Origin of the sequence: Streptococcus oralis subsp. oralis, assembly GCF_002096445.1 — a bacterium.
In the GTDB taxonomy this organism is placed as follows: Bacteria; Bacillota; Bacilli; order Lactobacillales; family Streptococcaceae; genus Streptococcus; species Streptococcus oralis_N.
On sequence record NZ_NCUK01000013.1, the window covers coordinates 1,143,131 to 1,166,019 of the forward strand.

At 42.9% G+C, this 22,889-nt stretch carries 23 protein-coding genes; 4 read left to right on the plus strand and 19 right to left on the minus strand.

Annotation, left to right across the window (positions count from 1 at the left end; genetic code table 11):
• Nucleotides 1-30: 30 nt before the first annotated feature.
• The 5 genes from ssbA to B7721_RS08940 all read right to left on the minus strand — a co-directional run bounded on the left by ssbA (nucleotide 31) and on the right by B7721_RS08940 (nucleotide 4,112).
• Nucleotides 31-501, minus strand: a complete 471-nt coding sequence (ssbA, locus tag B7721_RS08920; protein WP_000609595.1) for a single-stranded DNA-binding protein SsbA — start codon at nucleotides 499-501, stop codon at nucleotides 31-33.
• 11 nt (nucleotides 502-512) lie between these two features.
• Nucleotides 513-803 (minus strand): 30S ribosomal protein S6, encoded by a 291-nt coding sequence (gene rpsF, locus B7721_RS08925; protein ID WP_049505311.1) that lies wholly within the window; start codon nucleotides 801-803, stop codon nucleotides 513-515.
• Nucleotides 804-951: 148 nt separating this feature from the next.
• Complete coding sequence (asnS, locus tag B7721_RS08930) at nucleotides 952-2,295, minus strand: asparagine--tRNA ligase (RefSeq protein ID WP_084878684.1); 1,344 nt, start codon at nucleotides 2,293-2,295, stop codon at nucleotides 952-954.
• Between the two features lie 152 nt (nucleotides 2,296-2,447).
• A complete protein-coding gene (locus B7721_RS08935; protein ID WP_000777443.1) occupies nucleotides 2,448-3,626 on the minus strand; it encodes a pyridoxal phosphate-dependent aminotransferase in 1,179 nt (392 codons plus the stop codon).
• A gap of 9 nt (nucleotides 3,627-3,635) precedes the next feature.
• Nucleotides 3,636-4,112 carry a cell wall elongation regulator TseB-like domain-containing protein gene (locus B7721_RS08940; protein ID WP_084878686.1) on the minus strand — a complete coding sequence of 159 codons (477 nt, stop codon included), beginning with the start codon at nucleotides 4,110-4,112 and terminating at the stop codon, nucleotides 3,636-3,638.
• 119 nt (nucleotides 4,113-4,231) lie between these two features.
• On the opposite strand from B7721_RS08940, the gene B7721_RS08945 reads away from it, so the two are divergent.
• Together B7721_RS08945 and B7721_RS08950 are read left to right on the plus strand one after the other, a co-directional pair.
• On the plus strand, nucleotides 4,232-4,678 hold the full coding sequence (locus B7721_RS08945) for a MarR family winged helix-turn-helix transcriptional regulator (protein WP_000816316.1): 447 nt from the start codon (nucleotides 4,232-4,234) through the stop codon (nucleotides 4,676-4,678).
• A 91-nt stretch (nucleotides 4,679-4,769) separates the two neighbouring features.
• The gene (locus B7721_RS08950) at nucleotides 4,770-5,318 is read left to right on the plus strand and encodes an NADPH-dependent FMN reductase (protein ID WP_084874367.1); all 549 of its coding nucleotides are present in this window, start codon (nucleotides 4,770-4,772) and stop codon (nucleotides 5,316-5,318) included.
• Nucleotides 5,319-5,349: 31 nt separating this feature from the next.
• Here the strand turns inward: B7721_RS08950 and yaaA are convergent, their stop codons facing one another.
• The 5 genes from yaaA to B7721_RS08975 all read right to left on the minus strand — a co-directional run bounded on the left by yaaA (nucleotide 5,350) and on the right by B7721_RS08975 (nucleotide 11,194).
• Nucleotides 5,350-6,078, minus strand: coding sequence for a peroxide stress protein YaaA (yaaA, locus tag B7721_RS08955; protein ID WP_000697764.1), 729 nt, complete (start codon nucleotides 6,076-6,078; stop codon nucleotides 5,350-5,352).
• Nucleotides 6,079-6,157: 79 nt separating this feature from the next.
• Nucleotides 6,158-6,289, minus strand: a complete 132-nt coding sequence (locus B7721_RS08960; protein ID WP_002878149.1) for a DUF3953 domain-containing protein — start codon at nucleotides 6,287-6,289, stop codon at nucleotides 6,158-6,160.
• 86 nt (nucleotides 6,290-6,375) lie between these two features.
• Nucleotides 6,376-7,971 carry a hypothetical protein gene (locus B7721_RS08965; RefSeq protein WP_084878688.1) on the minus strand — a complete coding sequence of 532 codons (1,596 nt, stop codon included), beginning with the start codon at nucleotides 7,969-7,971 and terminating at the stop codon, nucleotides 6,376-6,378.
• Between the two features lie 11 nt (nucleotides 7,972-7,982).
• Nucleotides 7,983-8,393: a peptide deformylase gene (locus B7721_RS08970; protein ID WP_000412254.1), complete on the minus strand. Its 411-nt coding sequence runs from the start codon at nucleotides 8,391-8,393 to the stop codon at nucleotides 7,983-7,985.
• A gap of 104 nt (nucleotides 8,394-8,497) precedes the next feature.
• Nucleotides 8,498-11,194 carry a cation-translocating P-type ATPase gene (locus tag B7721_RS08975; RefSeq protein ID WP_084878690.1) on the minus strand — a complete coding sequence of 899 codons (2,697 nt, stop codon included), beginning with the start codon at nucleotides 11,192-11,194 and terminating at the stop codon, nucleotides 8,498-8,500.
• 315 nt (nucleotides 11,195-11,509) lie between these two features.
• Between B7721_RS08975 and B7721_RS08980 the strand changes: the two genes are divergently transcribed.
• Nucleotides 11,510-12,703 carry a cation diffusion facilitator family transporter gene (locus B7721_RS08980; RefSeq protein WP_084878692.1) on the plus strand — a complete coding sequence of 398 codons (1,194 nt, stop codon included), beginning with the start codon at nucleotides 11,510-11,512 and terminating at the stop codon, nucleotides 12,701-12,703.
• 53 nt (nucleotides 12,704-12,756) lie between these two features.
• On the opposite strand, the gene B7721_RS08985 is transcribed toward B7721_RS08980, so the two are convergent.
• The 9 genes from B7721_RS08985 to cdaA all read right to left on the minus strand — a co-directional run bounded on the left by B7721_RS08985 (nucleotide 12,757) and on the right by cdaA (nucleotide 21,764).
• Entirely contained in the window at nucleotides 12,757-13,368 is a 612-nt protein-coding gene (locus B7721_RS08985; protein ID WP_084878694.1) for a hypothetical protein, read from the minus strand.
• A complete protein-coding gene (locus tag B7721_RS08990) occupies nucleotides 13,365-15,233 on the minus strand; it encodes an ABC-F family ATP-binding cassette domain-containing protein (protein ID WP_084878696.1) in 1,869 nt (622 codons plus the stop codon). Before B7721_RS08990 ends, B7721_RS08985 begins: the two co-directional genes overlap by 4 nt.
• Nucleotides 15,230-16,429 (minus strand): CCA tRNA nucleotidyltransferase, encoded by a 1,200-nt coding sequence (locus B7721_RS08995; protein WP_002874759.1) that lies wholly within the window; start codon nucleotides 16,427-16,429, stop codon nucleotides 15,230-15,232. The genes B7721_RS08990 and B7721_RS08995 overlap by 4 nt, the downstream gene beginning before the upstream one ends.
• A complete protein-coding gene (gene dapB / locus B7721_RS09000) occupies nucleotides 16,426-17,193 on the minus strand; it encodes a 4-hydroxy-tetrahydrodipicolinate reductase (protein ID WP_084878698.1) in 768 nt (255 codons plus the stop codon). The genes B7721_RS08995 and dapB overlap by 4 nt, the downstream gene beginning before the upstream one ends.
• A gap of 264 nt (nucleotides 17,194-17,457) precedes the next feature.
• A complete protein-coding gene (locus tag B7721_RS09005) occupies nucleotides 17,458-18,306 on the minus strand; it encodes a DegV family protein (RefSeq protein ID WP_070800037.1) in 849 nt (282 codons plus the stop codon).
• 2 nt (nucleotides 18,307-18,308) lie between these two features.
• The gene (locus B7721_RS09010) at nucleotides 18,309-18,683 is read right to left on the minus strand and encodes a DUF1149 family protein (RefSeq protein WP_001050092.1); all 375 of its coding nucleotides are present in this window, start codon (nucleotides 18,681-18,683) and stop codon (nucleotides 18,309-18,311) included.
• Nucleotides 18,684-18,756: 73 nt separating this feature from the next.
• Complete coding sequence (gene glmM / locus B7721_RS09015) at nucleotides 18,757-20,109, minus strand: phosphoglucosamine mutase (RefSeq protein ID WP_044020450.1); 1,353 nt, start codon at nucleotides 20,107-20,109, stop codon at nucleotides 18,757-18,759.
• Between the two features lie 28 nt (nucleotides 20,110-20,137).
• Complete coding sequence (locus B7721_RS09020; protein WP_049478489.1) at nucleotides 20,138-20,920, minus strand: CdaR family protein; 783 nt, start codon at nucleotides 20,918-20,920, stop codon at nucleotides 20,138-20,140.
• Complete coding sequence (cdaA, locus tag B7721_RS09025; RefSeq protein ID WP_001011078.1) at nucleotides 20,907-21,764, minus strand: diadenylate cyclase CdaA; 858 nt, start codon at nucleotides 21,762-21,764, stop codon at nucleotides 20,907-20,909. The genes B7721_RS09020 and cdaA overlap by 14 nt, the downstream gene beginning before the upstream one ends.
• Nucleotides 21,765-21,900: 136 nt before the next feature.
• On the opposite strand from cdaA, the gene B7721_RS09035 reads away from it, so the two are divergent.
• Nucleotides 21,901-22,869, plus strand: coding sequence for an NAD(P)/FAD-dependent oxidoreductase (locus B7721_RS09035; RefSeq protein WP_038805964.1), 969 nt, complete (start codon nucleotides 21,901-21,903; stop codon nucleotides 22,867-22,869).
• Nucleotides 22,870-22,889: the final 20 nt, after the last annotated feature.

The following is a 22,889-nucleotide window of genomic DNA, read 5'->3' on the forward strand; positions in this document are numbered from 1 at the left end:
TTTTTTCTCCTTTATAGTATTAATTGTCCATTAGAATGGTAAATCATCATCTGAAATGTCCAATGGATTGGTTGCTCCAAATGGATTTTCAGAACGTGAAAAGTCTGGTACTGGATTTGCAGGTGCTGATTGACCAGCAGTTGGTGCAGAATAAGCGCCACCTGAATGTCCTTCACGCACTCCGCGGCTTTCCAACATTTGGAAATTCTCAGCCACGACTTCTGTTACGTAGACACGTTGTCCTTGCTGGTTATCGTAACTACGAGTCTGGATACGGCCTGTGATCCCGATAAGAGAGCCTTTCTTAGCCCAGTTAGCAAGATTTTCAGCCTGTTGGCGCCACATAACGACATTGATGAAATCAGCCTCACGTTCGCCATTTTGACTCTTAAATGTACGGTTTACTGCAAGAGTAAAAGTCGCAACTGCTACATTTGATGGGGTATAACGTAACTCAGCGTCACGTGTCATACGCCCTACAAGTACAACATTGTTAATCATAATTTACCTTCTTACGCGTCAAGTTTGACGATCATGTGACGAAGAATGTCAGTGTTGATTTTTGAAAGACGGTCAAACTCTTTAAGAGCTGCGTCGTCATTTGCTTCAACATTAACGATGTGGTAAAGTCCTTCACGGAAATCTTGGATTTCGTATGCAAGACGACGTTTTTCCCATGATTTTGATTCAACAACAGTTGCACCGTTGTCAGTCAAGATAGAGTCAAAACGTGCTACCAAAGCGTTTTTCGCTTCTTCTTCAATGTTTGGACGAATGATATAAAGAATTTCGTATTTAGCCATTGATATGTTCCTCCTTTTGGTCTAATGACCCCTAGTCTTTGCAAGGGGTAAGTGAGGTTTGCTCACAATAAACTATTATACTAGAAAAACTGATAGATAGCAAGATAAAAGTGAAAAAAGAAGATGAAATTATCTTCTTTTTACTAGTTTATGGTTTGATACGGTGTAGCATACGTGGGAATGGAATAGCTTCACGGATGTGTTTTGTACCTGCTGCGAAAGTGACCATACGTTCAATACCGATACCAAATCCACCATGTGGTACTGTACCGTATTTACGAAGGTCAAGGTAGAATTCATATTCTGTACGATCCATTCCAAGTTCTTCCATTTTAGCGACAAGGGCATCGTAGTCTTCCTCACGCATAGAACCACCGATGATTTCTCCATATCCTTCTGGTGCAAGCAAGTCTGCACAAAGTACGCGCTCTGGATTTCCAGGAACTGGTTTCATGTAGAAGGCCTTGATAGCTGCTGGGTAGTTCATGACAAATGTTGGCACACCAAAGTGGTTTGAAATCCATGTTTCGTGTGGTGAACCAAAGTCATCGCCATGTTCCAAATGCTCGTAGTCAGCATCTTCATCGTTTTCATGCTCTTGCAAGAGGTCAATGGCTTGATCGTAAGTGATGCGTTTGAATGGCTCTGCAATGTAGCGTTTCAAAAGATCTGTATCACGTTCCAAAGTTTCCAAGGCTTGGGGAGCACGGTCAAGTACACCTTGAAGAAGGGCTTTTACGTAAGCTTCTTGCAAGTCAAGTGATTCATCGTGTGTCAGGTAGGAGTACTCCGCATCCATCATCCAAAACTCAGTCAAGTGACGGCGTGTTTTTGATTTTTCAGCACGGAATACTGGACCAAAGTCAAAAACACGGCCAAGAGCCATAGCCCCTGCTTCTAGGTAAAGCTGACCTGATTGGCTCAAGTAGGCTGGTGTTCCAAAGTAGTCTGTTTCAAAGAGTTCAGTTGAATCTTCTGCCGCATTTCCTGAAAGAATTGGGCTATCAAACTTCATGAATCCGTTCTTATCAAAGAACTCATAGGTTGCATAAATGATAGCGTTACGGATTTGCATCACAGCCACTTGCTTACGAGAGCGGAGCCACAAGTGACGGTTGTCCATCAAGAAGTCTGTTCCGTGTTCTTTTGGTGTGATTGGGTAGTCTTGAGATTCACCAATCACTTCGATGTCTGTAATATCCAACTCATAGCCAAACTTAGAACGTTCGTCTTCTTTGACAATTCCTGTCACATAAACAGAAGTTTCTTGGCTCAAGCGTTTGATGGTGTCAAATTTTCCAAGACCTACCTCTTCACCAAATTTTTCAATAAAGTTTGGTTTAAAGGCTACACCTTGGAAAAAGGCTGTTCCATCACGCAATTGCAAGAAGGCAATTTTCCCTTTTCCTGATTTGTTGGCAACCCAGGCTCCGATGGTCACTTCTTGACCAACGTAGTCTTTTACATCAATAATTGTTACACGTTTTGTCATAATCTATCTTCCTTTTTTCGTTTAACTTGTCCGAAGACATCATTACCCACTATTTTACCATAAATAGACTGTGATAGCTAGGTTCTACTAGATAAAAATCGCGAGATTTTCGTTACAAAAAATCTTCGCTAAAAAGGCGAAGATTCTAAGTTTTATTTTTCCATAAACTGGTGCAAACGACGAATAGCTTCTTTTAATGTGTCCAAGTCTGTGGCATAGCTGAGACGAACATTTTCTGGTGCTCCAAATCCAGCTCCTGTAATCAAGGCAAGGCCGACTTCTTCGAGAATAGCCGTTGTAAACTCTGTCACATCGGTATAACCCTTCATCTCCATCGCTTTTTTGACATTTGGGAAAAGATAGAAGGCTCCTTGGGGCTTGACAACTTCAAATCCTGGTACTTGGCACAAGAGAGGATAAATGGTATTCAAGCGCTCTTCAAAGGCTTGGCGCATGGTTTCAACAGAGTCTTGCGGTCCAGTCAGCGCCTCAATCGTTGCATATTGAGATACTGCTGTCAGATTTGAAGTCGTTTGTCCTGTTAATTTGCTCATAGCAGCGATAATTTCAGGATTTCCCACAGCATAACCTACCCGCCAACCAGTCATGGCATAGGCCTTAGATACACCGTTAATCACAATGGTTTGCTTGCGAATGGCTTCTGACAAACTAGAAATTGGAACAAATTCGTTCCCGTTATAAACCAGACGTCCATAAATATCATCTGCTAGGATAAGGACATCATGCGCAACAGCCCAATTTCCGATAGCCAAGAGTTCCTCACGAGAGTAGATCATACCAGTCGGATTCGATGGTGAATTGAGAACCAAGACCTTGGTCTTATCTGTACGAGCTACTTCTAACTGCTCTACTGTTACTTTAAAGTGATTGTCTTCCTTTGCCTGGACAAAGACTGGCACACCTTCTGCCATCTTGACCTGGTCTCCATAGCTGACCCAGTATGGTGTAGGAATGATGACCTCATCACCTGGATTGACCACAGCCATAAAGAAGGTGTAGAGAGAGAACTTAGCACCTGTGGCAAAGGTAACCTCATTGGCTGCTACAGAATAGCCATAATAGCGTTCAAAGTAGGTATTAACCGCAGCCTTTAAGTCTGGCAGACCTGAAGCAACTGTATAAAAGGAAGCTCGTCCATCACGAATCGCTTCCACCGCCGCATCCTGAATATTTTCAGGAGTATGAAAATCTGGCTGTCCCAAGGTTAAGAAAAGAACATCTTTTCCTTGAGCTTTTAACGCTTTGGCTCTTGCATCACTAGCTAGAGTGACGCTTTCTTCCATTTCTAGTACACGTTTGGATAGTTTCATATGCCCTCCTTATTGGATCACTGCTCCTGTTTCAAAGTCAACCAGATAGTACTGGTTTCCTGACTTAACTTCCCAAATCGGCTTGTCCTGATAGCGACCAAAAGTGACTTTGTCAATGTCGCTAGCACCTTTTTCCCTCGAAATCGTCGCTGCCTTGTCTTGAGAAATCCCCTTATCAAGCTGATAGACATAAATCTTGTGGTCATTCTTTTCAATCAGTACGGCAATGGCCTCTTGCTTTTTATTATGTCCTAAAACGCTGTAATAACCTTCTAGTCCATTATAAAAATCAACCTGATCTGCCTCTTCCAATTCTGCATACTGCTTGGCTAGTTTTTCTCCCTCAACTCTAGCATCTTGATAGGGTTTCATGCTGAGTGATATCAGATAAAGGAAGGAAGTCGTCATGACTAGTACTACCAGAGCAATGCCGATTCCATACTGTAAAAGTAGCTTGTTTTTTGCTTTTTTCTGTCTTAGTTTCACTCGTCTATTTTACCATCTCTCCTTCTTTATTACAAGTGAAGACGGGAACATTCTAAGAATCTTTTCCTATAAAATGTAAGTTCTTGTTTTTCTCTCTCATTATTGATAAAATAAAGCTTATGAAACAATATTTGAAAGAGAAAATTTCCGATAATCAACTAGACTTAAAAACGGCTATCGTCCTTAATAAAGCCATACGGACTTTTAAACCATATGAAGCCAAGGCTGCTAAAGAACACGGGCTAACACCCACCCAATTTTCAGTTTTGGAAACCCTCTATAGCAAGGGGGAACTGCGCATTCAGGATTTGATTGAAAAAATGCTAGCCACTTCTGGAAACATGACTGTTGTCATTCGAAATATGGTTCGAGATGGATGGATTTCTAGAACTTGCGACCCCAAGGATCGTCGCTCCTTTTTCCTGAAATTAACACCTGCAGGACGCAGAAAAATCGAGGAGGTTCTTCCTGACCATATCGATTCGATTGTAGAAGCACTCAGCATCTTGGAAGATGGCGAAAAGGAAGACTTAATCCAGATTTTAAAAAAATTTAAAAATTTGTGAGCAAAATTATTGCTAATTAGTATCATTTGTTGTAACATGGATGGTAACAAAAGAGTTCGCTCTTTGAATTTTAAACTAAAGGAGACACATCATGTCTAAAAAAGTATTATTTATCGTCGGTTCACTTCGCCAAGGTTCTTTCAACCACCAAATGGCCCTCGAAGCTGAAAAAGCACTTGCTGGAAAAGCAGAAGTTAGCTATCTTGATTACTCAGCTGTTCCTCTCTTCAGCCAAGATTTGGAAGTTCCAACTCATCCAGCTGTAGCTGCTGCTCGTGAAGCAGTCCTTGCTGCGGATGCCATCTGGATTTTCTCTCCAGTCTACAACTTCTCTATCCCTGGAACAGTGAAGAACTTGCTTGACTGGCTCTCTCGCGCCATTGACTTGTCTGATACACGTGGAGCTTCTGCCCTCCAAGACAAGTTTGTTACTGTCTCATCTGTAGCCAATGCCGGTCACGATCAACTCTTTGCTATTTACAAAGACCTCTTGCCATTTATCCGTACACAAGTCGTTGGTGACTTTACAGCTGCTCGTGTCAATGACTCTGCTTGGGCAGACGGAAAATTGGTGTTAGAAGAAGCAACTGCTTCATCACTTGCAAAACAAGCTGACGACCTTCTTGCAGCCATCAACTAATCCAGCAAAAACCAGCTCGAATGAGCTGGTTTTATGCTTGTTTCACAAAGACGAGTTCTAAGTCACTGGATAAATCAGGTCGGTAGTCAAAGCCGGCAAAGCGGAGCTTGCGAGCTTGTTCGACTGTATGGACTTGCCCCTCTATCAAGGCGGTTAAAAAGGCACCACGGGCTTTTTTTGAAATGGTTGAGTGGATTTTCAGCTGGCCTGCCTTGTCCTCCATAAATTTGAAGGTCACCATCTTTTCTCTAATTTCCTTCGAAAATACGGTTTCAAACTCTGATGATAGGAGTGAGAATATCAAATCCTCATCCTCTAGTGCCTCATCGTAGGCTGACTTCCAATGACTCTTTAAAGTCTTCCCAGCAACTTTTAACTTCATCAAGAAATCCAAACGGTGAGGAGCCATGGGCGACAAGGCGGGGACAACACCGTATAAAGCCGAGGTAATTAGGACATGATTTTCAAGATAGGTTTGTTCAGCCTTGGTTAACTCATCTCGTTTGATGTGACGATACATGAGACCATCGAAAAGTTTCAAGGCTGGATAATGTTTAGCCCTGTGATCTTTTAAAGCTTGAATATGAGCGTACTCTTCTTCTGCTTTCTCGGCAGATACCTTATAAAAAGTCTCTAATTCACTGGCTGAGTAGTGCGCCAGTGAGTCAAGGACTACCTGACTTTCTTCCCTCAAGGGGAGCGCTTCGATACAAGGATGGTCTGTGTTCATTTCTTTTGCTGTTGGGATTAAAATTTTCATATTGTTAGTGTAGCATATTTTTCAACCACGACCAAGAATTTCATCTTAAAAACCTCGGTTCATACCGAGGTTTCTCTGTTTATTTTGTCCATCCTAACCAGATAGCCGCGAGAACAAGGGCTGTGCCAGCTAAGCTTGTTAAGATAGATAAGAATTTATCTTTTTTCTCCTTGAACTGAGAAAACCTATTTTTATACTCAATGAAAATCAAAGAGCAAACTAGGAAGCTAGCCGCAGGCTGTACTTGAGTACGGCAAGGCGACGCTGACGTAGTTTGAATTTGATTTTCGAAGAGTATTATTGTACTTTAAAGGTCTTGAGATAGTTATCTTTTCCAACTTGACCTTCGAAGGATTGGCCATTTTCGAGGTAAGGAAGGTCGTCTGACACGGAAGCCTTGACCTTATAAATCTTGCCATCAACTTTAAAGAAGTAGACGGTATCACCCTTGATGACAGCTGATTTAAGGTCTGAGACGATACCCTTGATGTTTTCTACCGTTTCATTATCCAACTCGAGGTCATTTTTATTGGCATACTTGCTGAGGAGTTCATCTACCGTAGTTGCTACGATGACGTTTTGGTACTCCACGGCATCGACCAATGCATACTCCTTGACCAAGCCTGCATTGTCCTTCAAGCCCATGATATAGAGCGGTTTGTCATTGAGATTGACAAGAATAGGGAAGGTAGCCTTGTAGGCCTTCTCTTGCACTGCTCCCTCTGCAGAAGCACGGGCAGATTCTTCGGTTGCTGAAGCTAGATTGTACTTGGTGATTTCACCAGTGCGCATATTTTCAAGGATAAATCCTAGATTACTTTCGTCAGCGTTGGCTGAAGTCACCCCAGTGTAGAGATAAATGTCATTTCCGATAGAAAGATAGTTATAGCCTTCTGTCGTTTGGGTAACGTTTTTCTTAGAAATCAAGGCATTCCAGAGGCCGTCTTTATACTTGCCGTTGTAGTTGATTTGCTCGATGGTTTCTTCAGCTGGATAGACACGATCCACCCATTCTGGGACTTCATCCAAGCTGTATTCCTTGGTTTCTCCATTGGTGGCATCTAAGATAATAACAGATGAAGGACGCGGGACTCCTAGACCAAACTGCTTTTGATAAACGGTTGCTACATAGAAGGGATTGCCTTCATCATCCACCTCAAAGGAGGGCGTTTTAAAAATCTTGGTTGGGTACTTAATCCGAAGATGGCGTTTGACGTCTCGGTTAAAATACTCAGAGTCTGAATACTTCATGGGCGTTTTTAAATCCACCAATTCCGCATTTCCTGTCACCATATCAACCTTGATATACTCTCCAATTCCCTTGGACTGATTATTAAACCATTTGATCGGGTCGGCATACTCCAAAGGGGTCACCCGATAGGGTTTGCCATCAACCGTCAGCTGAGTATAAGTATCTGCTGCTACGTACTGGGAGACCTTATCCGTCAGAGAGCCTAGATAACGGTCTCCAATCTTTTCTGCAGTGCTCCGATCTAGGATTGGAACCTTACTGGTATCACTCTTAGGAAAATCTTTAAAGTCTTTTTCTGTGATAGACACTACATTAGCATAATTTTTTGCTTGGAAAAAGCTAGAGGTTACTAGGCTTACCAGACCAGCAAGGACAAAGATGATAGCTGCAGTCAGAAACAATCCTCTACTAAGTTTGGTAAAAAGGAATCCTTCTAGATTGAGATCTTTGGCAGCCTTGCCATGACGTAGGTGAACTGTCTTGAGGAGGTTGGTATCCTTGCGGAAACTAAACAAAATTCCCATCACCACCAGATGCCCACAAAGAAAGAAGATGAATTCCCAACTAGTAAGATTAAGTGGCGGCAAAAAGATATACCAAGTCGTTGCGATAAAAACAAGTTCAAAAAGTATGCGTTTCATCTGAATTCCTCCTAAATAATCCGTCCTTCCAAATGATCCAGTTCATGTTGGCAGATCTGAGCTGGAAAACCTGTTAACGTAATGGTCTGTTCCTGCCACTTACTATCTCGATAGGAAACCGTAATCGTTTCATAACGAGTTGTTGATCGCACCCCAGTCAAGGACAAACACCCTTCCTCTGTCTCGTAAGGTCCTATGTAGGAAAGGAGAACGGGATTAAACATAACCATGGGAACCAAGCCAAGATTAAAGATAATGACACGCTTCTGCACACCAATCATATTGGCCGCTAGACCGACACAGGTCTCGCGATTAGCCAGCAGGGTATCCTGCAAATCCTTAGCCAGATAAAGGTCTTCCTGACTTGCAGGTTTCGAGACCTGCGACAAGAATAAGACATCTCGGACAATTTTCTTTTCCATTCTCTTACGCTCCTTACATCTTTACTTTATTATAGCACAAAAGGGGGCAACTTCTAGTCCTTTCCCTCAAATACAAAAAAAGCCATCCGAAGATGACTTTCTTTTTAAATCGCGTTCTTATCAAGACCAAGTTTACGTTGAACAAACTTGACGATTTCGACGATAAGTATCATTGAGAAGCTTCCAGCTAGAACAATAGCCCATTGTGACAAGTCTAGTTTGGTTACGTGGAAGATACCTTCAAGTGGTTCTACAACGATCGTTGCCATAAGAAGAATGAAGGATACCAAGATTGACCAGTTGAAGGTCTTAGACTTGAATGGTCCGACTGTCAAGATGGATTGGTAAACAGACTTGACGTTGTAGGCATGGAAGAGCTGAATCAAACCAAGCGTTGCAAAGGCCATAGTGAGGGCATCCGCGTGAATGGCTTGGTTGTCTCCTACATGAACTGGATAGGCAAGAGCAAGACCATAAACAGTCAAGACGAGAGCACCTTGGAGTACACCTTGATAAATAATGGAACTCATGACCCCACCTGAGAAGAAGCTTGATTTGCGTCCACGTGGTTTGTGGGTCATAACACCTGGCTCAGCTGGTTCAACACCAAGAGCGATAGCTGGGAAGGTATCGGTTACCAAGTTGATCCACAAGAGATGAACTGGCTGCAAGACATCCCAACCAAACAAGGTTGATAGGAAGATGGTTAATACTTCAGCCGTATTGGCAGAAAGCAAGTACTGAATAGTCTTTTGAATGTTTGAGAAGACCTTACGTCCTTCTTCAACTGCGACAATGATAGTCGCAAAGTTATCATCTGCAAGAATCATGTCAGATGCACCCTTAGAAACCTCAGTACCAGTGATTCCCATACCGATACCAATGTCGGCTGTTTTCAGAGCCGGAGCGTCATTAACACCGTCACCTGTCATAGCAACAACCTTACCTTGTTTTTGCCAAGCCTTGACGATACGAACCTTGTGTTCTGGAGATACACGCGCGTAGACAGAGTATTGACCAACGACTTTTTCAAATTCTTCATCTGAAAGTTCGTTGAGTTCAGCACCAGTCAAGACATGGTCTTCCGAGTCATTTTCATCGATAATTCCCAAACGTTTGGCAATAGCTTCTGCTGTGTCTTGGTGGTCACCAGTAATCATGATTGGACGGATTCCCGCTTCCTTAGCGACACGAACGGCTTCTGCCGCTTCGGCACGCTCAGGGTCAATCATCCCAATCAAACCAGTAAAGATTAAGTTGTTTTCAAGCTCCTCAGAAGTAGGATTTTCTGGAATACTATCGATAATCTTATAAGCACCCGCAAGAACACGCAGAGCTTGGTGAGCCATGTCAGAGTTGTTTGTATGGATTAATTCAGTGACTTTCTCATCAATCGGAGCAACATCTCCAGCTTTATCACGAGCAACACAACGTTTCAAAAGTTGATCTGGAGCCCCTTTGACTGCTACGAGGAATTTACCATCTGGCAATGGATGAACTGTCGACATGAGTTTACGATCTGAGTCAAATGGCAACTCGGCAACACGAGGATATTTCTCTAAGAACCCTTTAACATCGTAGCCCTTGTCCAAGGCATACTGGATGAAGGCTGTTTCCGTTGGATCCCCGATCAGGTTTCCTTCAGCATCAATCTTGGTATCATTGGCCAAGACAACTGAACGAAGTAGTGGCATGTCCAAGCCAAGTTCAATATCATCAGCTGAGTCATGTAGGACTGCGTCATAGAAGACTTTCTCGACTGTCATCTTGTTCATGGTAAGCGTACCAGTCTTATCAGAAGCGATGATTTCTGTTGAACCAAGTGTTTCGACTGCTGGCAACTTACGAACGATAGAGTTTCGTTTGGCCAAAACTTGAGTACCAAGGGCAAGAACGATCGTCACGATAGCTGGGAGTCCTTCTGGAATGGCTGCAACAGCAAGCGCAACAGAGGTCATCAACTCACCAAGTGGATTTTTTCCTTGAATGAAGACACCAACAACAAAAGTAACAAGGGCAATGACCAAGATAGCATAGGTCAAAACCTTAGAAAGGTTGTTCAAGTTTTGTTTTAGTGGCGTATCTGTCTCATCAGCATCTTGGAGCATGCCAGCGATATGACCCACTTCAGTATACATACCTGTATTGACAACAACACCAAGACCACGACCGTAGGTCACGTTTGAGTTTTGGAAGGCCATATTGACACGGTCACCAATACCAGCATCTGCAGCGAGTTCTACAGTCAAATCTTTTTCAACTGGAACAGACTCACCTGTCAATGCTGCTTCTTCGATTTTAAGAGAATTAGCTTCTAGCAAACGTAGGTCTGCTGGTACGACGTCACCAGCTTCGAGGGCGACGATATCACCTGGCACCAATTCTTTGGAATCAATCTCAGTCATGTGTCCATCACGAATAACGCGAGCAGCTGGACTAGACATAGACTTGAGGGCTTCGATGGCTTCTTCTGCTTTTCCTTCTTGGTAAACACCAAAGGCAGCGTTGATGATAACCACGGCAAGGATAATGATGGCATCTGCAATATCTTCTCCACCAGAAGTTATGACGGACAAGATAGCCGCAGCAATTAGGATGATAATCATCAAATCCTTAAATTGCTCAATAAACTTGACTAGGAGAGATTTTTTCTCACCCTCTTCCAGTTCATTGCGTCCATATTCAGCTAGGCGTTTCTGCGCTTCGCTTGACGAAAGACCTTGCTCAGTTGCTTCAACCGACTTCAAGACCTCTTCAGGACTTTGAGTATAAAACGCTTGGCGTTTTTGTTCTTTTGACATGTGTCTCCTCCTTGACATTGTGTGCAAAACAGACTCTCTTTCTGTCCTATCTTTTCACGACAAACAAAAAGAGACCTGTTAATCATAACAAGTCTCGCTGTTTAAGATAGTGCCGGAAAACATACTTTTCAGTATACAATTCGGAATGACGACACTATCACAGGTTTCTGCCAGCTACTCCCTTGAGTAGTACTATTATATCAAAATTTGAACAATTTTCAAGGGTTTAAATCCGATGAAACAAGACTAAATTTGAATTTTCCTTTGAAAACCAGTATAATGAAAACAGAATCTCAGCACTAGAAAGGAAGTCCGATGAACCAATCCATGTCAAATCTCAAATTGGCAGAACGTGGAGCTATTATCAGTATTTCAACCTACCTCCTCTTGTCTACGGCAAAATTAGCGACTGGCCACCTCCTACATTCTTCCAGTTTGGTAGCGGATGGTTTCAACAACGTATCAGATATTATCGGAAATGTTGCTCTTCTGATCGGTATTCGTATGGCACGCCAGCCTGCAGACCGTGATCATCGTTTCGGTCACTGGAAGATTGAAGATTTGGCTAGTTTGATTACTTCCATCATCATGTTCTACGTTGGCTTTGATGTTCTTCGGGACACCATTCAAAAAATTCTCAGTCGAGAACAGACAGTTATCGACCCTCTGGGTGCAAGTCTAGGAGTCGTCTCTGCGGCAGTCATGTTCGCAGTTTATCTCTATAATACTCGCCTCAGTAAGAAATCCAAGTCCAAGGCGCTCAAGGCTGCCACCAAGGACAATCTTTCCGATGCTGTCACCTCGCTGGGGACTTCCATTGCTATCCTAGCAAGCAGTTTCAACTATCCTATCGTGGATAAACTGGTTGCTATCATCATCACCTTCTTTATCTTAAAGACAGCCTATGATATCTTTATAGAGTCTTCCTTTAGTCTTTCAGATGGTTTTGACGACCGTCTGCTGGAAGATTATCAGAAGGCCATCATGGAGATTCCAAAGATTAGTAAGGTTAAGTCTCAAAGAGGTCGCACCTACGGTAGCAATATCTACCTTGATATCACGCTGGAAATGAATCCCGATCTATCAGTCTATGAAAGTCACGAAATTGCAGACCAAGTTGAGTCTATGCTAGAAGAACGATTTGGTGTTTTTGATACTGATATCCACATCGAACCTGCTCCTATACCTGAGGACGAGATTTTAGACAATGTCTACAAAAAACTGCTCATGCGTGAGCAATTGATTGACCAAGGAAATCAGCTAGAAGAACTCCTTGCTGAGGACTTTCTCTATATCCGTCAAGATGGAGAGCAGATGGATAAAGTCGCTTATCAAGCCGAAAAAGAACTTAAAGCTACTATTAAGGATATTCAAATCACTTCCATTAGTCAGAAAACCAAGCTCATTTGCTATGAGCTGGATGGTATCGTCCATACCAGTATCTGGCGTCGCCATGAGACTTGGCAAAATATCTTCCACCAGGAAACAAAAAAAGAAGACAGACAGTAACCCTATCCAATGGATAGGGCCTTTTTGATTATGCTACTTTAAGTAAAGACAGACTATGACGGTTTGGAAGATTTGCTTTTCGAAGCTTGTTTTGCCTTTTTTCTTGCTTGACGATTTTGTTCGATGCGCCATTCTCTTTCATAGTACTTCATGGTCTCGTATACCCTTTCAGGAAGACCTACATCTAATAGAAAGATAGGGATAATCAAATCTGCTGACGGATGAAAAGGGAAACACCTTCTCTTCAGTAGGGCTAGAAGTGATTGGGATTTCACATTTTCCTTGTTTTTAAAATAAACTTCAATCCGATAGGAATCCCTATACTTCCCTCGAATCCGAGAAAAGGAAAACTCTTCTACATCTGTCCAAGCATAGAAACGACTGGGTTTCTTTGGGTTTGGTTTGTAGTAAAACCCCTCAACAGTACATCTCAAATATTCCTTATCGGAACTTAACAGCCTGTATGTCTGATAAACGACCACTCCAGCACAAAAAAGTACAAGCAGCATTAACAAAAGACTTATCGTATGAAGTCTGGTCCCCTTTTGCGAATACGAATGGAGATAAGAGAGAGGTAGCAAGAAGAAAAGCACTGAAGCGAGGCCAAACAAGGCATTCCAAATGATTTTCTTGGGACTACGTTTAATGACTTTTTCTTCCATCATATCAACTCACTTAGGTATTCATAGCGTTCGTATTTTTCAAGGAGTTCTTCGTTTTTCTCGTCTAGCTCTTTTTGAAGAGTCGCTAGTTTACCAAAGTCGGAGCCATTTGCCTGCATCTCCTCTTCAATAGCAGCGATACGATTTTCCAAGGCTTCAATATCGCCTTCAATGCTTGCCCACTCCTGCTTTTCTTGATAGGTCATTCGCTTCTTGTCTTCACGGACTTTGACCACTTTCTCTTTTTCGGCCTTTTGAACTTGACTTGCTGTTTCTGCTTCAAAGGCTTTTTCGTCAAGGTAATCAGTGTAATGGCCAAAGAAAGGACGAATCTTACCATCCTCAAAAGCCAGAATCTTAGTCGCTACCTTATCCAGAAAATAACGGTCGTGACTAACAGTCAAAACTGGTCCAGCAAAGCCTTGCAAGAAATTCTCCAAAACTGTCAAGGTCGCAATATCCAAATCATTGGTTGGCTCGTCCAAAAGCAGAACATTGGGTTTTTCAAGAAGAAGTTTAAGGAGATAAAGGCGTTTTTTCTCTCCTCCAGACAACTTCTCAATCAAGGTTCCATGCGTCGAACGTGGAAAGAGGAACTGCTCTAGCAACTCAGCGATGGAAGTCGTAGAACCACCACTGGTCTTGACCTCTTCTGCTACTTCCTGCAGGTAATTGATGACCCTTTTACTTTCATCCAAGCCTTCGATTTGTTGAGAGAAATAGGCGATACGAACGGTTTCCCCAATCACAACTTGACCTGCTGTCGGCTCAAGACTTCCTGCGATGAGGTTAAGCAGGGTTGACTTCCCAACACCGTTGTCCCCAACGATACCGATACGGTCTTTAGCTTGCACCAAGAGATTAAAATCTTGCAAAATGGGCTTGTTTTCATAGGCAAAGGAAACGTCCTGAAACTCGATGACTTTCTTCCCAATCCGACTGGTTTCAAAGTTCATGGTCAAGTCTGTATCAGCAACGCCACCTGAAACTTCCTTTTTCAAATCGTGGAAACGATTGATACGAGCCTGCTGCTTGGTCGCACGCGCTTGCGGTTGTCTGCGCATCCAAGCCAATTCTTGTTTGTAGAGTTGCTCCTTTTTGTGAAGGAGAGCAGCGTCACGCTCATCTTGCTCAGCCTTGAGACGAACATAGTCCTGATAATTTCCCTGATACTCGGTCAAGCCTGCTCGGTCCAACTCGAAAATCCGCGTTGATAGTGCATCTAGGAAATAGCGATCGTGGGTGATAAAGAGAACTGTCTTCTTGGAATTTTTCAAAAAGAGAGTCAGCCACTCAATGGTCGCAATGTCCAAGTGGTTGGTCGGCTCGTCCAGTAACAAGAGGTCGTGGTTGCCTAGGAGAACTTGCGCCAACTGAACCCGTCTTCTCAGACCGCCTGACAATTCACCAACTGGAGTCGACAAGTCCTGAATACCCAGCTTGCTGAGGACCGTCTTGACCTGGCTTTCAATTTCCCAGGCTTGGAGAGAATCCATCTCTGCCATGACCCGTTCCAAACGAGCCTGCTTGTCCTCACTGTAATTGAGCATGATTAACTCATACTCACGAATCAACTGGATTTCCTTGAGGTCGCTGGAGAGAACCGTATCCAAAACTGTCTTGCTATCATCAAAATCAGGATCCTGTGTCAAGTAGCCAATCTTATAGTCATTCTTTGCCGAAAAGGGACTGACATCCCCATCAAAGCCAGAAACACCAGAAAGAACGTCTAACAGAGTGGTCTTACCCGTTCCATTGACACCTATTAGACCGATTCTATCCAAGTCATGGATGATAAAAGAAATATCCTTAAAAACGGTCTTATCACCGACGGATTTGCTTAGTTTTTCAACGATAAAATCACTCATTTTTTCTCCCTCAGGTAAGTATGGATGGCTTGACGGTCGTTTTCCAACTCTCCATCGACAATGGCAAACTCAATCTCTGTTAAAATCTCTCCCAAGTCTGGTCCTGGCTGGTAACCATATTCCTTAATCAAAATTCCACCGTTAATCTGAATTTCTTTCTTATCATGAATGGTCAAACTATGGTAAGTTTCTTTGATGGCTTGTGGGTTGACTTCTTTTCCTTGAGCCTGACGAAGACTTTCGGCTTGTAGAAGGGAATCCAAATCAAAGCGGTAACAATCGCGCTTGCTCAGCTCTCCTTCTTCTCGCAAAGCCAAAATGGTCAGCAAATCCTGAACCTGCTTGGCAAATTGTCGTGAGGTTTTCCATGCCTTCAAAAATGGCTGAGCATCCTTAATCTCCAAAGCCCACAAGAGGGCCGCCCAGGCTTGCTCAGAAGACTCAAAGGTGAAATCCGCCTCTAAATCAAACAATTTTTGAAGCTTTTCTCGACTGGCTGCCATATCAGGGAGATAATCATAAGCTTGACTCTCAATCATGGAAGACAGACCAACTCGCCAAAAAGGTGCCAGCAAGAGCTTATCAAACTCAACAAAGGTTCGCTCCACAGAAATTTTCTCCAAGAGTGGCGTCAAAGTCTTCATCGCTTCAAATGTTTCTTGCTCAAGTTCAAAACCAAGACTGGCCTGAAAACGAAAACCACGCATAATGCGCAAAGCATCTTCATTGAAACGTTCACTAGCCACTCCAACTGCTCGCAAGACTTGGTTTTCCAAATCCTCTAAACCATGGAACAAGTCAATAATTTCGCCTGTCTCATCCAAGGCAAAGGCATTAACTGTGAAGTCACGGCGCTTGAGGTCTTCTTCTAGCGAACGCACAAAGGAAACCGCACTGGGTCTGCGATAGTCTACATAGACATCCTCTGTCCGAAAGGTGGTTACCTCATACTCCTCGTCCCCATCTAAAACCAAGACAGTTCCGTGCTCGATTCCGATATCAGCTGTGCGGGAAAATATCTGCTTGGTTTCCTCTGGATAAGAAGAAGTCGCAATATCCACATCATGGATGGGACGATTGAGGAGGGCATCTCGAACAGAGCCCCCAACAAAATAGGCCTCAAAGCCTGCTTCTTTAATTTTTTCTAATACTGGTAAAGCCTTCTGAAATTCAGAAGGCATTTGCGTTAATCTCATAATAAGTGTTCTAATCCATAGACAAGCTCATGACGCTTGACAACTTCTTTGATTCCCAAATTCACCCCTGTCATGAAGGAGCTGCGATCATAGGAGTCATGACGGAGGGTCAATCCTTCTCCCTGATTGCCAAAGATGACTTCCTGATGGGCTACCAAGCCTGGTAGACGAACTGAGTGGATGCGCATGCCATCAAAGTCAGCACCACGGGCACCCGCAATCAATTCTTCCTCATCAGGCGCACCTTGCTGGATTGATTCCCGAACTTCCGCCATCAACTCAGCTGTTTTGATAGCTGTTCCACTCGGAGCATCTTTTTTCTTGTCATGATGGAGCTCGATAATCTCCACATTTGGGAAATATTTGGCAGCTTGCGCCGCAAATTGCATCAGCAAGACAGCTCCCAAGGCAAAGTTAGGGGCAATCAAGCCACCCAAATCTTGTTTACGGGAAAATGCTTTGAGTTCTGCAATTTCTTCACTAGTGAATCCAGTTGTTCCTACGACAGGAGCAAAGCCATTTTCAAGAGCAAAGCGTGTATTTTCGTAGGCAACGGCTGGTGTAGTAAAATCTACCCAGACATCCGCTTCAAAACCAGCCAAGGCAGCCTTATCATTAAAGACAGGAATACCCTGCCACTCTGACTCAGACTCAAAAGGATCCAAAACTGCGACCAAGTCCAAGTCAGGATCAACCAAGACCATCTGACAAGCAGCTTGGCCCATCTTTCCCTTAAAACCGGCAATAATTACTCGAATACTCATCTCTACTCCTGTCTAAGATACAAAGCTTGTAAGAACACAAAGTGAAAATAGGAGTTCTGATCAAGGAGTGTCTACTCCTTGGAAGAACTATCTTTTTCACACAGGGTTCCAGGCGTGTTCAATTATCAAGATACAAAGGACGTTAGCTGCCCATGAAAAATAGGGAATGGCGCTGACTTGCCATGAAAGGCAAGACAGGCATCTTTTTTCAAGAGGCAGGTAGGCCGTGTTCAATTGCTAAGATACAAAGCCTGTAAGAACAATTTAGACGATTGGTGTATAGCTCAAGGCGATACTACCTTCTCCAAGGTGGGTCCCAATGACACTACCAAAGGTTTCAATTGGAATTTCAGCAGTCACACCACTCTCCATCAAAAGCTGACGTAAATCCGCTGCCTTTTGAGGAGCGTTCCCATGAATGACTGTTATACGGTAGTCCCCATCTTTTGTCAACTCCTTGATGATTTCCACCAAACGTTTGATTGCTTTCTTTTCTGTACGAACTTTTTCGTAAACTTCAATCACTCCTTGGTCATTAAAGTAAAGGATAGGCTTGATACTGAGGAGATTTCCTAAGATAGCTGCTCCATTTGACAAACGTCCTCCCTTAACCAAGTGGTCGAGGTCATCTACTATGATAAAGGCTGAATTATCAGCAATTTGGATAGACAACTTCTCCTGAATCTGGGCAAAATCATCACCTTGTTCTGACCATTCAAAGGCACTCTCTACCATAAATCCTAGAGGGGAGCTTGTGATATGGGTATCCGGAAAGGCAATGGTCAAGCCATCATACTCATCCAACATGTATTGGATGTTCTGATAAAAGCCTGAAATTCCTGACGAAAGAAATAGTCCCAAGACATGGGTATAACCCTCGTCTTTCAAGGAACTTAGAATCTCATCCAATTTGGCAATACTCGGTTGACTGGTTTTAGGCAATTCTGCAGACTGAGCCATTTTTTGATAAAATTCCTCAGCTGTCAGATTGACACCTTCAACATACTCCTCTCCATCGATATTGACAGGAATATCCAAGATAAAAAGATTCTCTCTTTGCAGCGTCTTCTCCTCTAAATAGGCTGAAGAATCTGTAATGACAGCTAATTTCATGACTAAAACTCCAAATTGATCCCTGGAAGATCCAAGGCGATTTCTGTTACTTCATACGTCAAACGATTGAGCATGTTCAAACATGGACGTGCCAAGGTTTCGACTTCTTCTTGGTTAAATTCGCTTGGTTCGTTAACAATACGACCTTCCACATGGTTCACTTGGGAAATTGTTCCGCTGATGACAAATTTGTCAAAGACAATCATGAAGCTCAAGATAACGACTAAAGAAGTCACTTGGTTTTCTTGGTCATGTTGGAGTAACTGAAAGTTCACGTCTACCTTAGTTTCAGGAGCTCCATTTTCATTTTCCCATTCAAAGTTACGAGCATCAAAGTGATACTGGCTAACAAATTCTTGTTCTCGTTTAAGATTCATTTTTCTCTCCCATTGCTACAATTTACTATGCAATTGTACCACATTTTTATCATTTCATCTAGTTTTCTAGGCTTTAGTCAATTCCGATTTCATCTTTAACAACAGCAGCAATCGTATCTACGTAGTAGTTAACTTCTTCTGTTGTTGGGGCTTCTGCCATGACACGCAAGAGGGGTTCTGTTCCACTTGGGCGGACAAGGATACGGCCGTTTCCTGCCATCTCTTCTTCCATCTTTTCAATGATTGTCTTGATGGCTGGTACTTCCATGGCTTTCTCTTTCATAGCATTTTCCACTCGGATATTGACCAGTTTTTGTGGGTAAATCGTCACTTCTGATGCTAGTTGAGACAAGCTCTTGCCTGTTTCTTTCATGATTTTAGTCAATTGAACAGCTGATAATTGACCATCACCAGTAGTGTTGTAATCCATTAAGATAACGTGACCAGACTGTTCACCACCAAGGTTGTAGCCTGATTTTCTCATTTCTTCAACGACATAGCGGTCACCAACAGCAGTCACTGCCTTGTTAATACCAGCACTCTCCAAGGCCTTATGGAAGCCAAGGTTAGACATAACCGTTGTCACGATGGTGTTTTGAGCCAACTGGCCTTTTTCAGAAAGGTATTTCCCGATGATATACATGATCTTATCACCATCGACGATCTCGCCATTTTCATCAACAGCAATCAAACGGTCACTATCTCCGTCAAAGGCCAAACCAATAGCTGACTGACTTTCTTTGACCACTTCTTGAAGAGCTTCTGGATGTGTAGAACCCACATTCAAGTTGATGTTAAGACCATCTGGTGTCTCCCCAATAACAGTTATTTGAGCCCCAAGGTCTGCAAAGATTTGACGGGCACTTGTAGATGCTGCACCGTTGGCTGTATCCAAGGCCACTTTCATTCCTTCAAGAGGCGTTCCAGTTGAAACAAGGTAGCCTTCATACTTACGTAAACCTTCTGGATAGTCCACTAAGGTTCCCAAGCCTTCGGCGCTTGGACGAGGAAGAGTGTCTTCAGTAGCATCTAGCAAAGCTTCGATTTCTGCTTCTTTTTCATCATCAAGTTTGAAGCCATCCCCACCAAAGAATTTAATTCCATTATCAAGGGCTGGGTTGTGGCTGGCAGAAATCATAACACCTGCACTGGCTCCCTCAGTTTTGACCAAGTAAGCTACTGCTGGTGTTGCAAGGACACCAAGTTTGTAGACGTGAATCCCTACAGAGAGAAGACCTGCCACCAAGGCTGATTCTAACATTTCTCCTGAGATACGTGTATCACGTCCTACAAAGACTTTAGGGGCTTCTGTTTCGTGTTGACTGAGGACATATCCACCAAAACGGCCTAGTTTAAAGGCCAATTCTGGTGTCAGTTCTACGTTTGCTTCTCCACGGACTCCATCGGTCCCAAAATATTTACCCATTTTATTTATCATCCTTTTCTATTATTTATTATTGTTTAGACGAATCTGATTTTGTTTCTGAACTCGTTGAAGACGAACTGCCTTCTGAGGAACTTGTTGACGAGTTACTTGAACTAGACGTTGCTGTTTTTGTTGTAATTTTCATAGTTGTGTCAAACGGCATAATGACGCTTGGTAAGACATTTCCATTTTTATCGACTGCTTGTAGAGGAACAGAGGACGAGTAGTTTCTAGTTATCCGTTCACTCGTCGGTAAGATGGCAATGACACGATCTACTTTGGAGAGGGTTTCCTCATCACTAATAACCGTTACTTTTTCATCTGATACAGTAACTGTATCGATTTTCACGCGAGAATCAATCTGACTAGGATCAATCTCCGGCACAACAATGACATTGTCTCGTTTTGCTTTTTTACCAACCTTCACTGTTATCTTTTGCGGTGTCGCAACAGCCGTCAAACCACTCGGTAAATTTTCAATAGTCAGAGGAACTTCGATGGTTCCTACACTAGCATCAGAAAGATCAGCCGTCACCTTAAATTTGCGGGTACTTTCCTGCATCTCACTCGCTAAAGCAACTCTGTTTGAGCCTGTTAGAAAGACCGTCACCTCAGATGTAAAACCACTGATAAAATACTGATCACTGTCATACTGAATATCAATTGGGACATTAAGAACTGTGTTTGTATAAGTCTCCGTCCGCACCTGTCTGGCACTGTTGCTATTCTGATAGTTTGTTGAAGTCGCATAGATAAAGAGGATGCAGGCGAAAAAGAAGGAAGAAATGATGTATAGACTATTTTTTCTCATGTTTCAATCCTCCTAGCAAGCGCTCTTTCAGACCTTGCTTTTTCTCTGATTTTGGAAGTAAGATTCTTCTCAATTCAGATTCAAACTCTTCCAAGGTCAAATCGTGCTTAAAGACTCCATTATAGGTGATTGAGATTCCACCCGTTTCTTCCGAAACCACAAAGGTAAGAGCATCTGACACTTCCGACAAACCAATCGCCGCCCTGTGACGCGTTCCAAACTCCTTGGAAATCCCGGTATCTTCGGTCAGGGGTAGATAGGCTGAAGTGACGGCAATCCGGTCTTCCTTGATAATGACAGCACCATCATGCAAGGGAGTATTGGGAATAAAAATATTGATAAGCAATTCAGCCGAAATTTTAGCATCTAAAGGAATCCCTGTCGAGATGTATTCCTGCAAGGTTCTTACTCGCTGAACCACTACAAGCGCCCCAATCTTACGAGGACTCATGTATTCAACTGATTTCACAAATGCACGAACCATTTGCTCTTCCGCACTGATAGGGGCATTGGAAAAGAAATCAGTAGCCCGACCCAATCGCTCCAAACCAGTCCGAATCTCTGGTGAAAAGATAACCACTGCTGCAATCACCCCGTAGGTGATGATCTGATTGATCAACCAGGAAATAGTTGTTAAACCAATCATATTGGAAAGAATCTGGGCTAGAATAAAAACTAAGACTCCACGGACCAATATCATAATCTTGGTGCCTGCAATAGCTTTAGTAAAATGATATAAAATATAAGTCACAATGAGAATATCAATCAGATTGGTGACTATACTCCAAGGACTTGAAAACAAACTCGTCCAGTATTGTAAATTGGATAATTGTTGAAAATTCATCCTTGGCCTCCTCCCTGTCAAAACACTTTACTCATCATTATACCATTTTTTGCCCATTTTTTCCCTATCCTACCTCATTTTAAATTAAGCAAAAATATGATAAAATAAACTGACTAGAAAAAACAAAGGAGAAATCATGTCTCAACTCTATGATATTACCATTGTAGGTGGCGGTCCTGTCGGGCTCTTTGCTGCCTTTTACGCCCATCTACGCCAAGCCAAAGTCCAAATCATCGACTCCCTTCCCCAGCTTGGTGGTCAACCAGCCATCCTCTACCCTGAAAAGCAAATCCTTGATGTGCCAGGTTTTCCAAACTTAACCGGAGAAGAGTTGACCAATCGCTTGATTGAACAGCTAAACGGCTTTGATACTCCTATTCATCTCAATGAAACCGTTCTTGAGATTGAAAAACAAGAAGAAGGCTTTGCCATTACAACCTCTAAAGGTAGCCACCTGACTAAAACAGTTATCATTGCCATGGGTGGTGGCGCCTTTAAACCGCGTCCGCTCGAATTGGAGAACGTTGAAGACTATGAAAATATCCACTACCACGTTTCCAATATCCAACAATACGCTGGCAAGAAAGTAACCATCCTTGGTGGGGGAGACTCAGCTGTGGACTGGGCTCTGGCTTTTGAAAAGATTGCCCCAACTACTCTCGTTCACCGCAGAGATAACTTCCGCGCCTTGGAACATAGTGTGCAAGCCTTGCAAGAATCATCTGTAACCATCAAGACACCGTTCGTCCCTAGCCAACTTCTCGGAGATGGAAAAACACTCGACAAACTAGAAATCACCAAAGTCAAATCAGATGAAGCCGAAACTATCGAAGTAGACCATCTCTTTGTCAACTATGGTTTTAAATCATCTGTCGGAAATCTAAAAAAATGGGGTCTGGATCTCAACCGACACAAGATTATCGTCAATAGCAAGCAAGAATCCAGCCAAGCGGGTATTTACGCTATCGGAGACTGCTGCTACTACGAAGGAAAGATTGACTTGATTGCCACAGGACTTGGAGAAGCACCAACTGCTATTAACAATGCCATCAACTACATCGACCCTGACCAAAAAGTGCAACCAAAACACTCAACAAGTTTATAAGAAAACAACCACGGATTGAA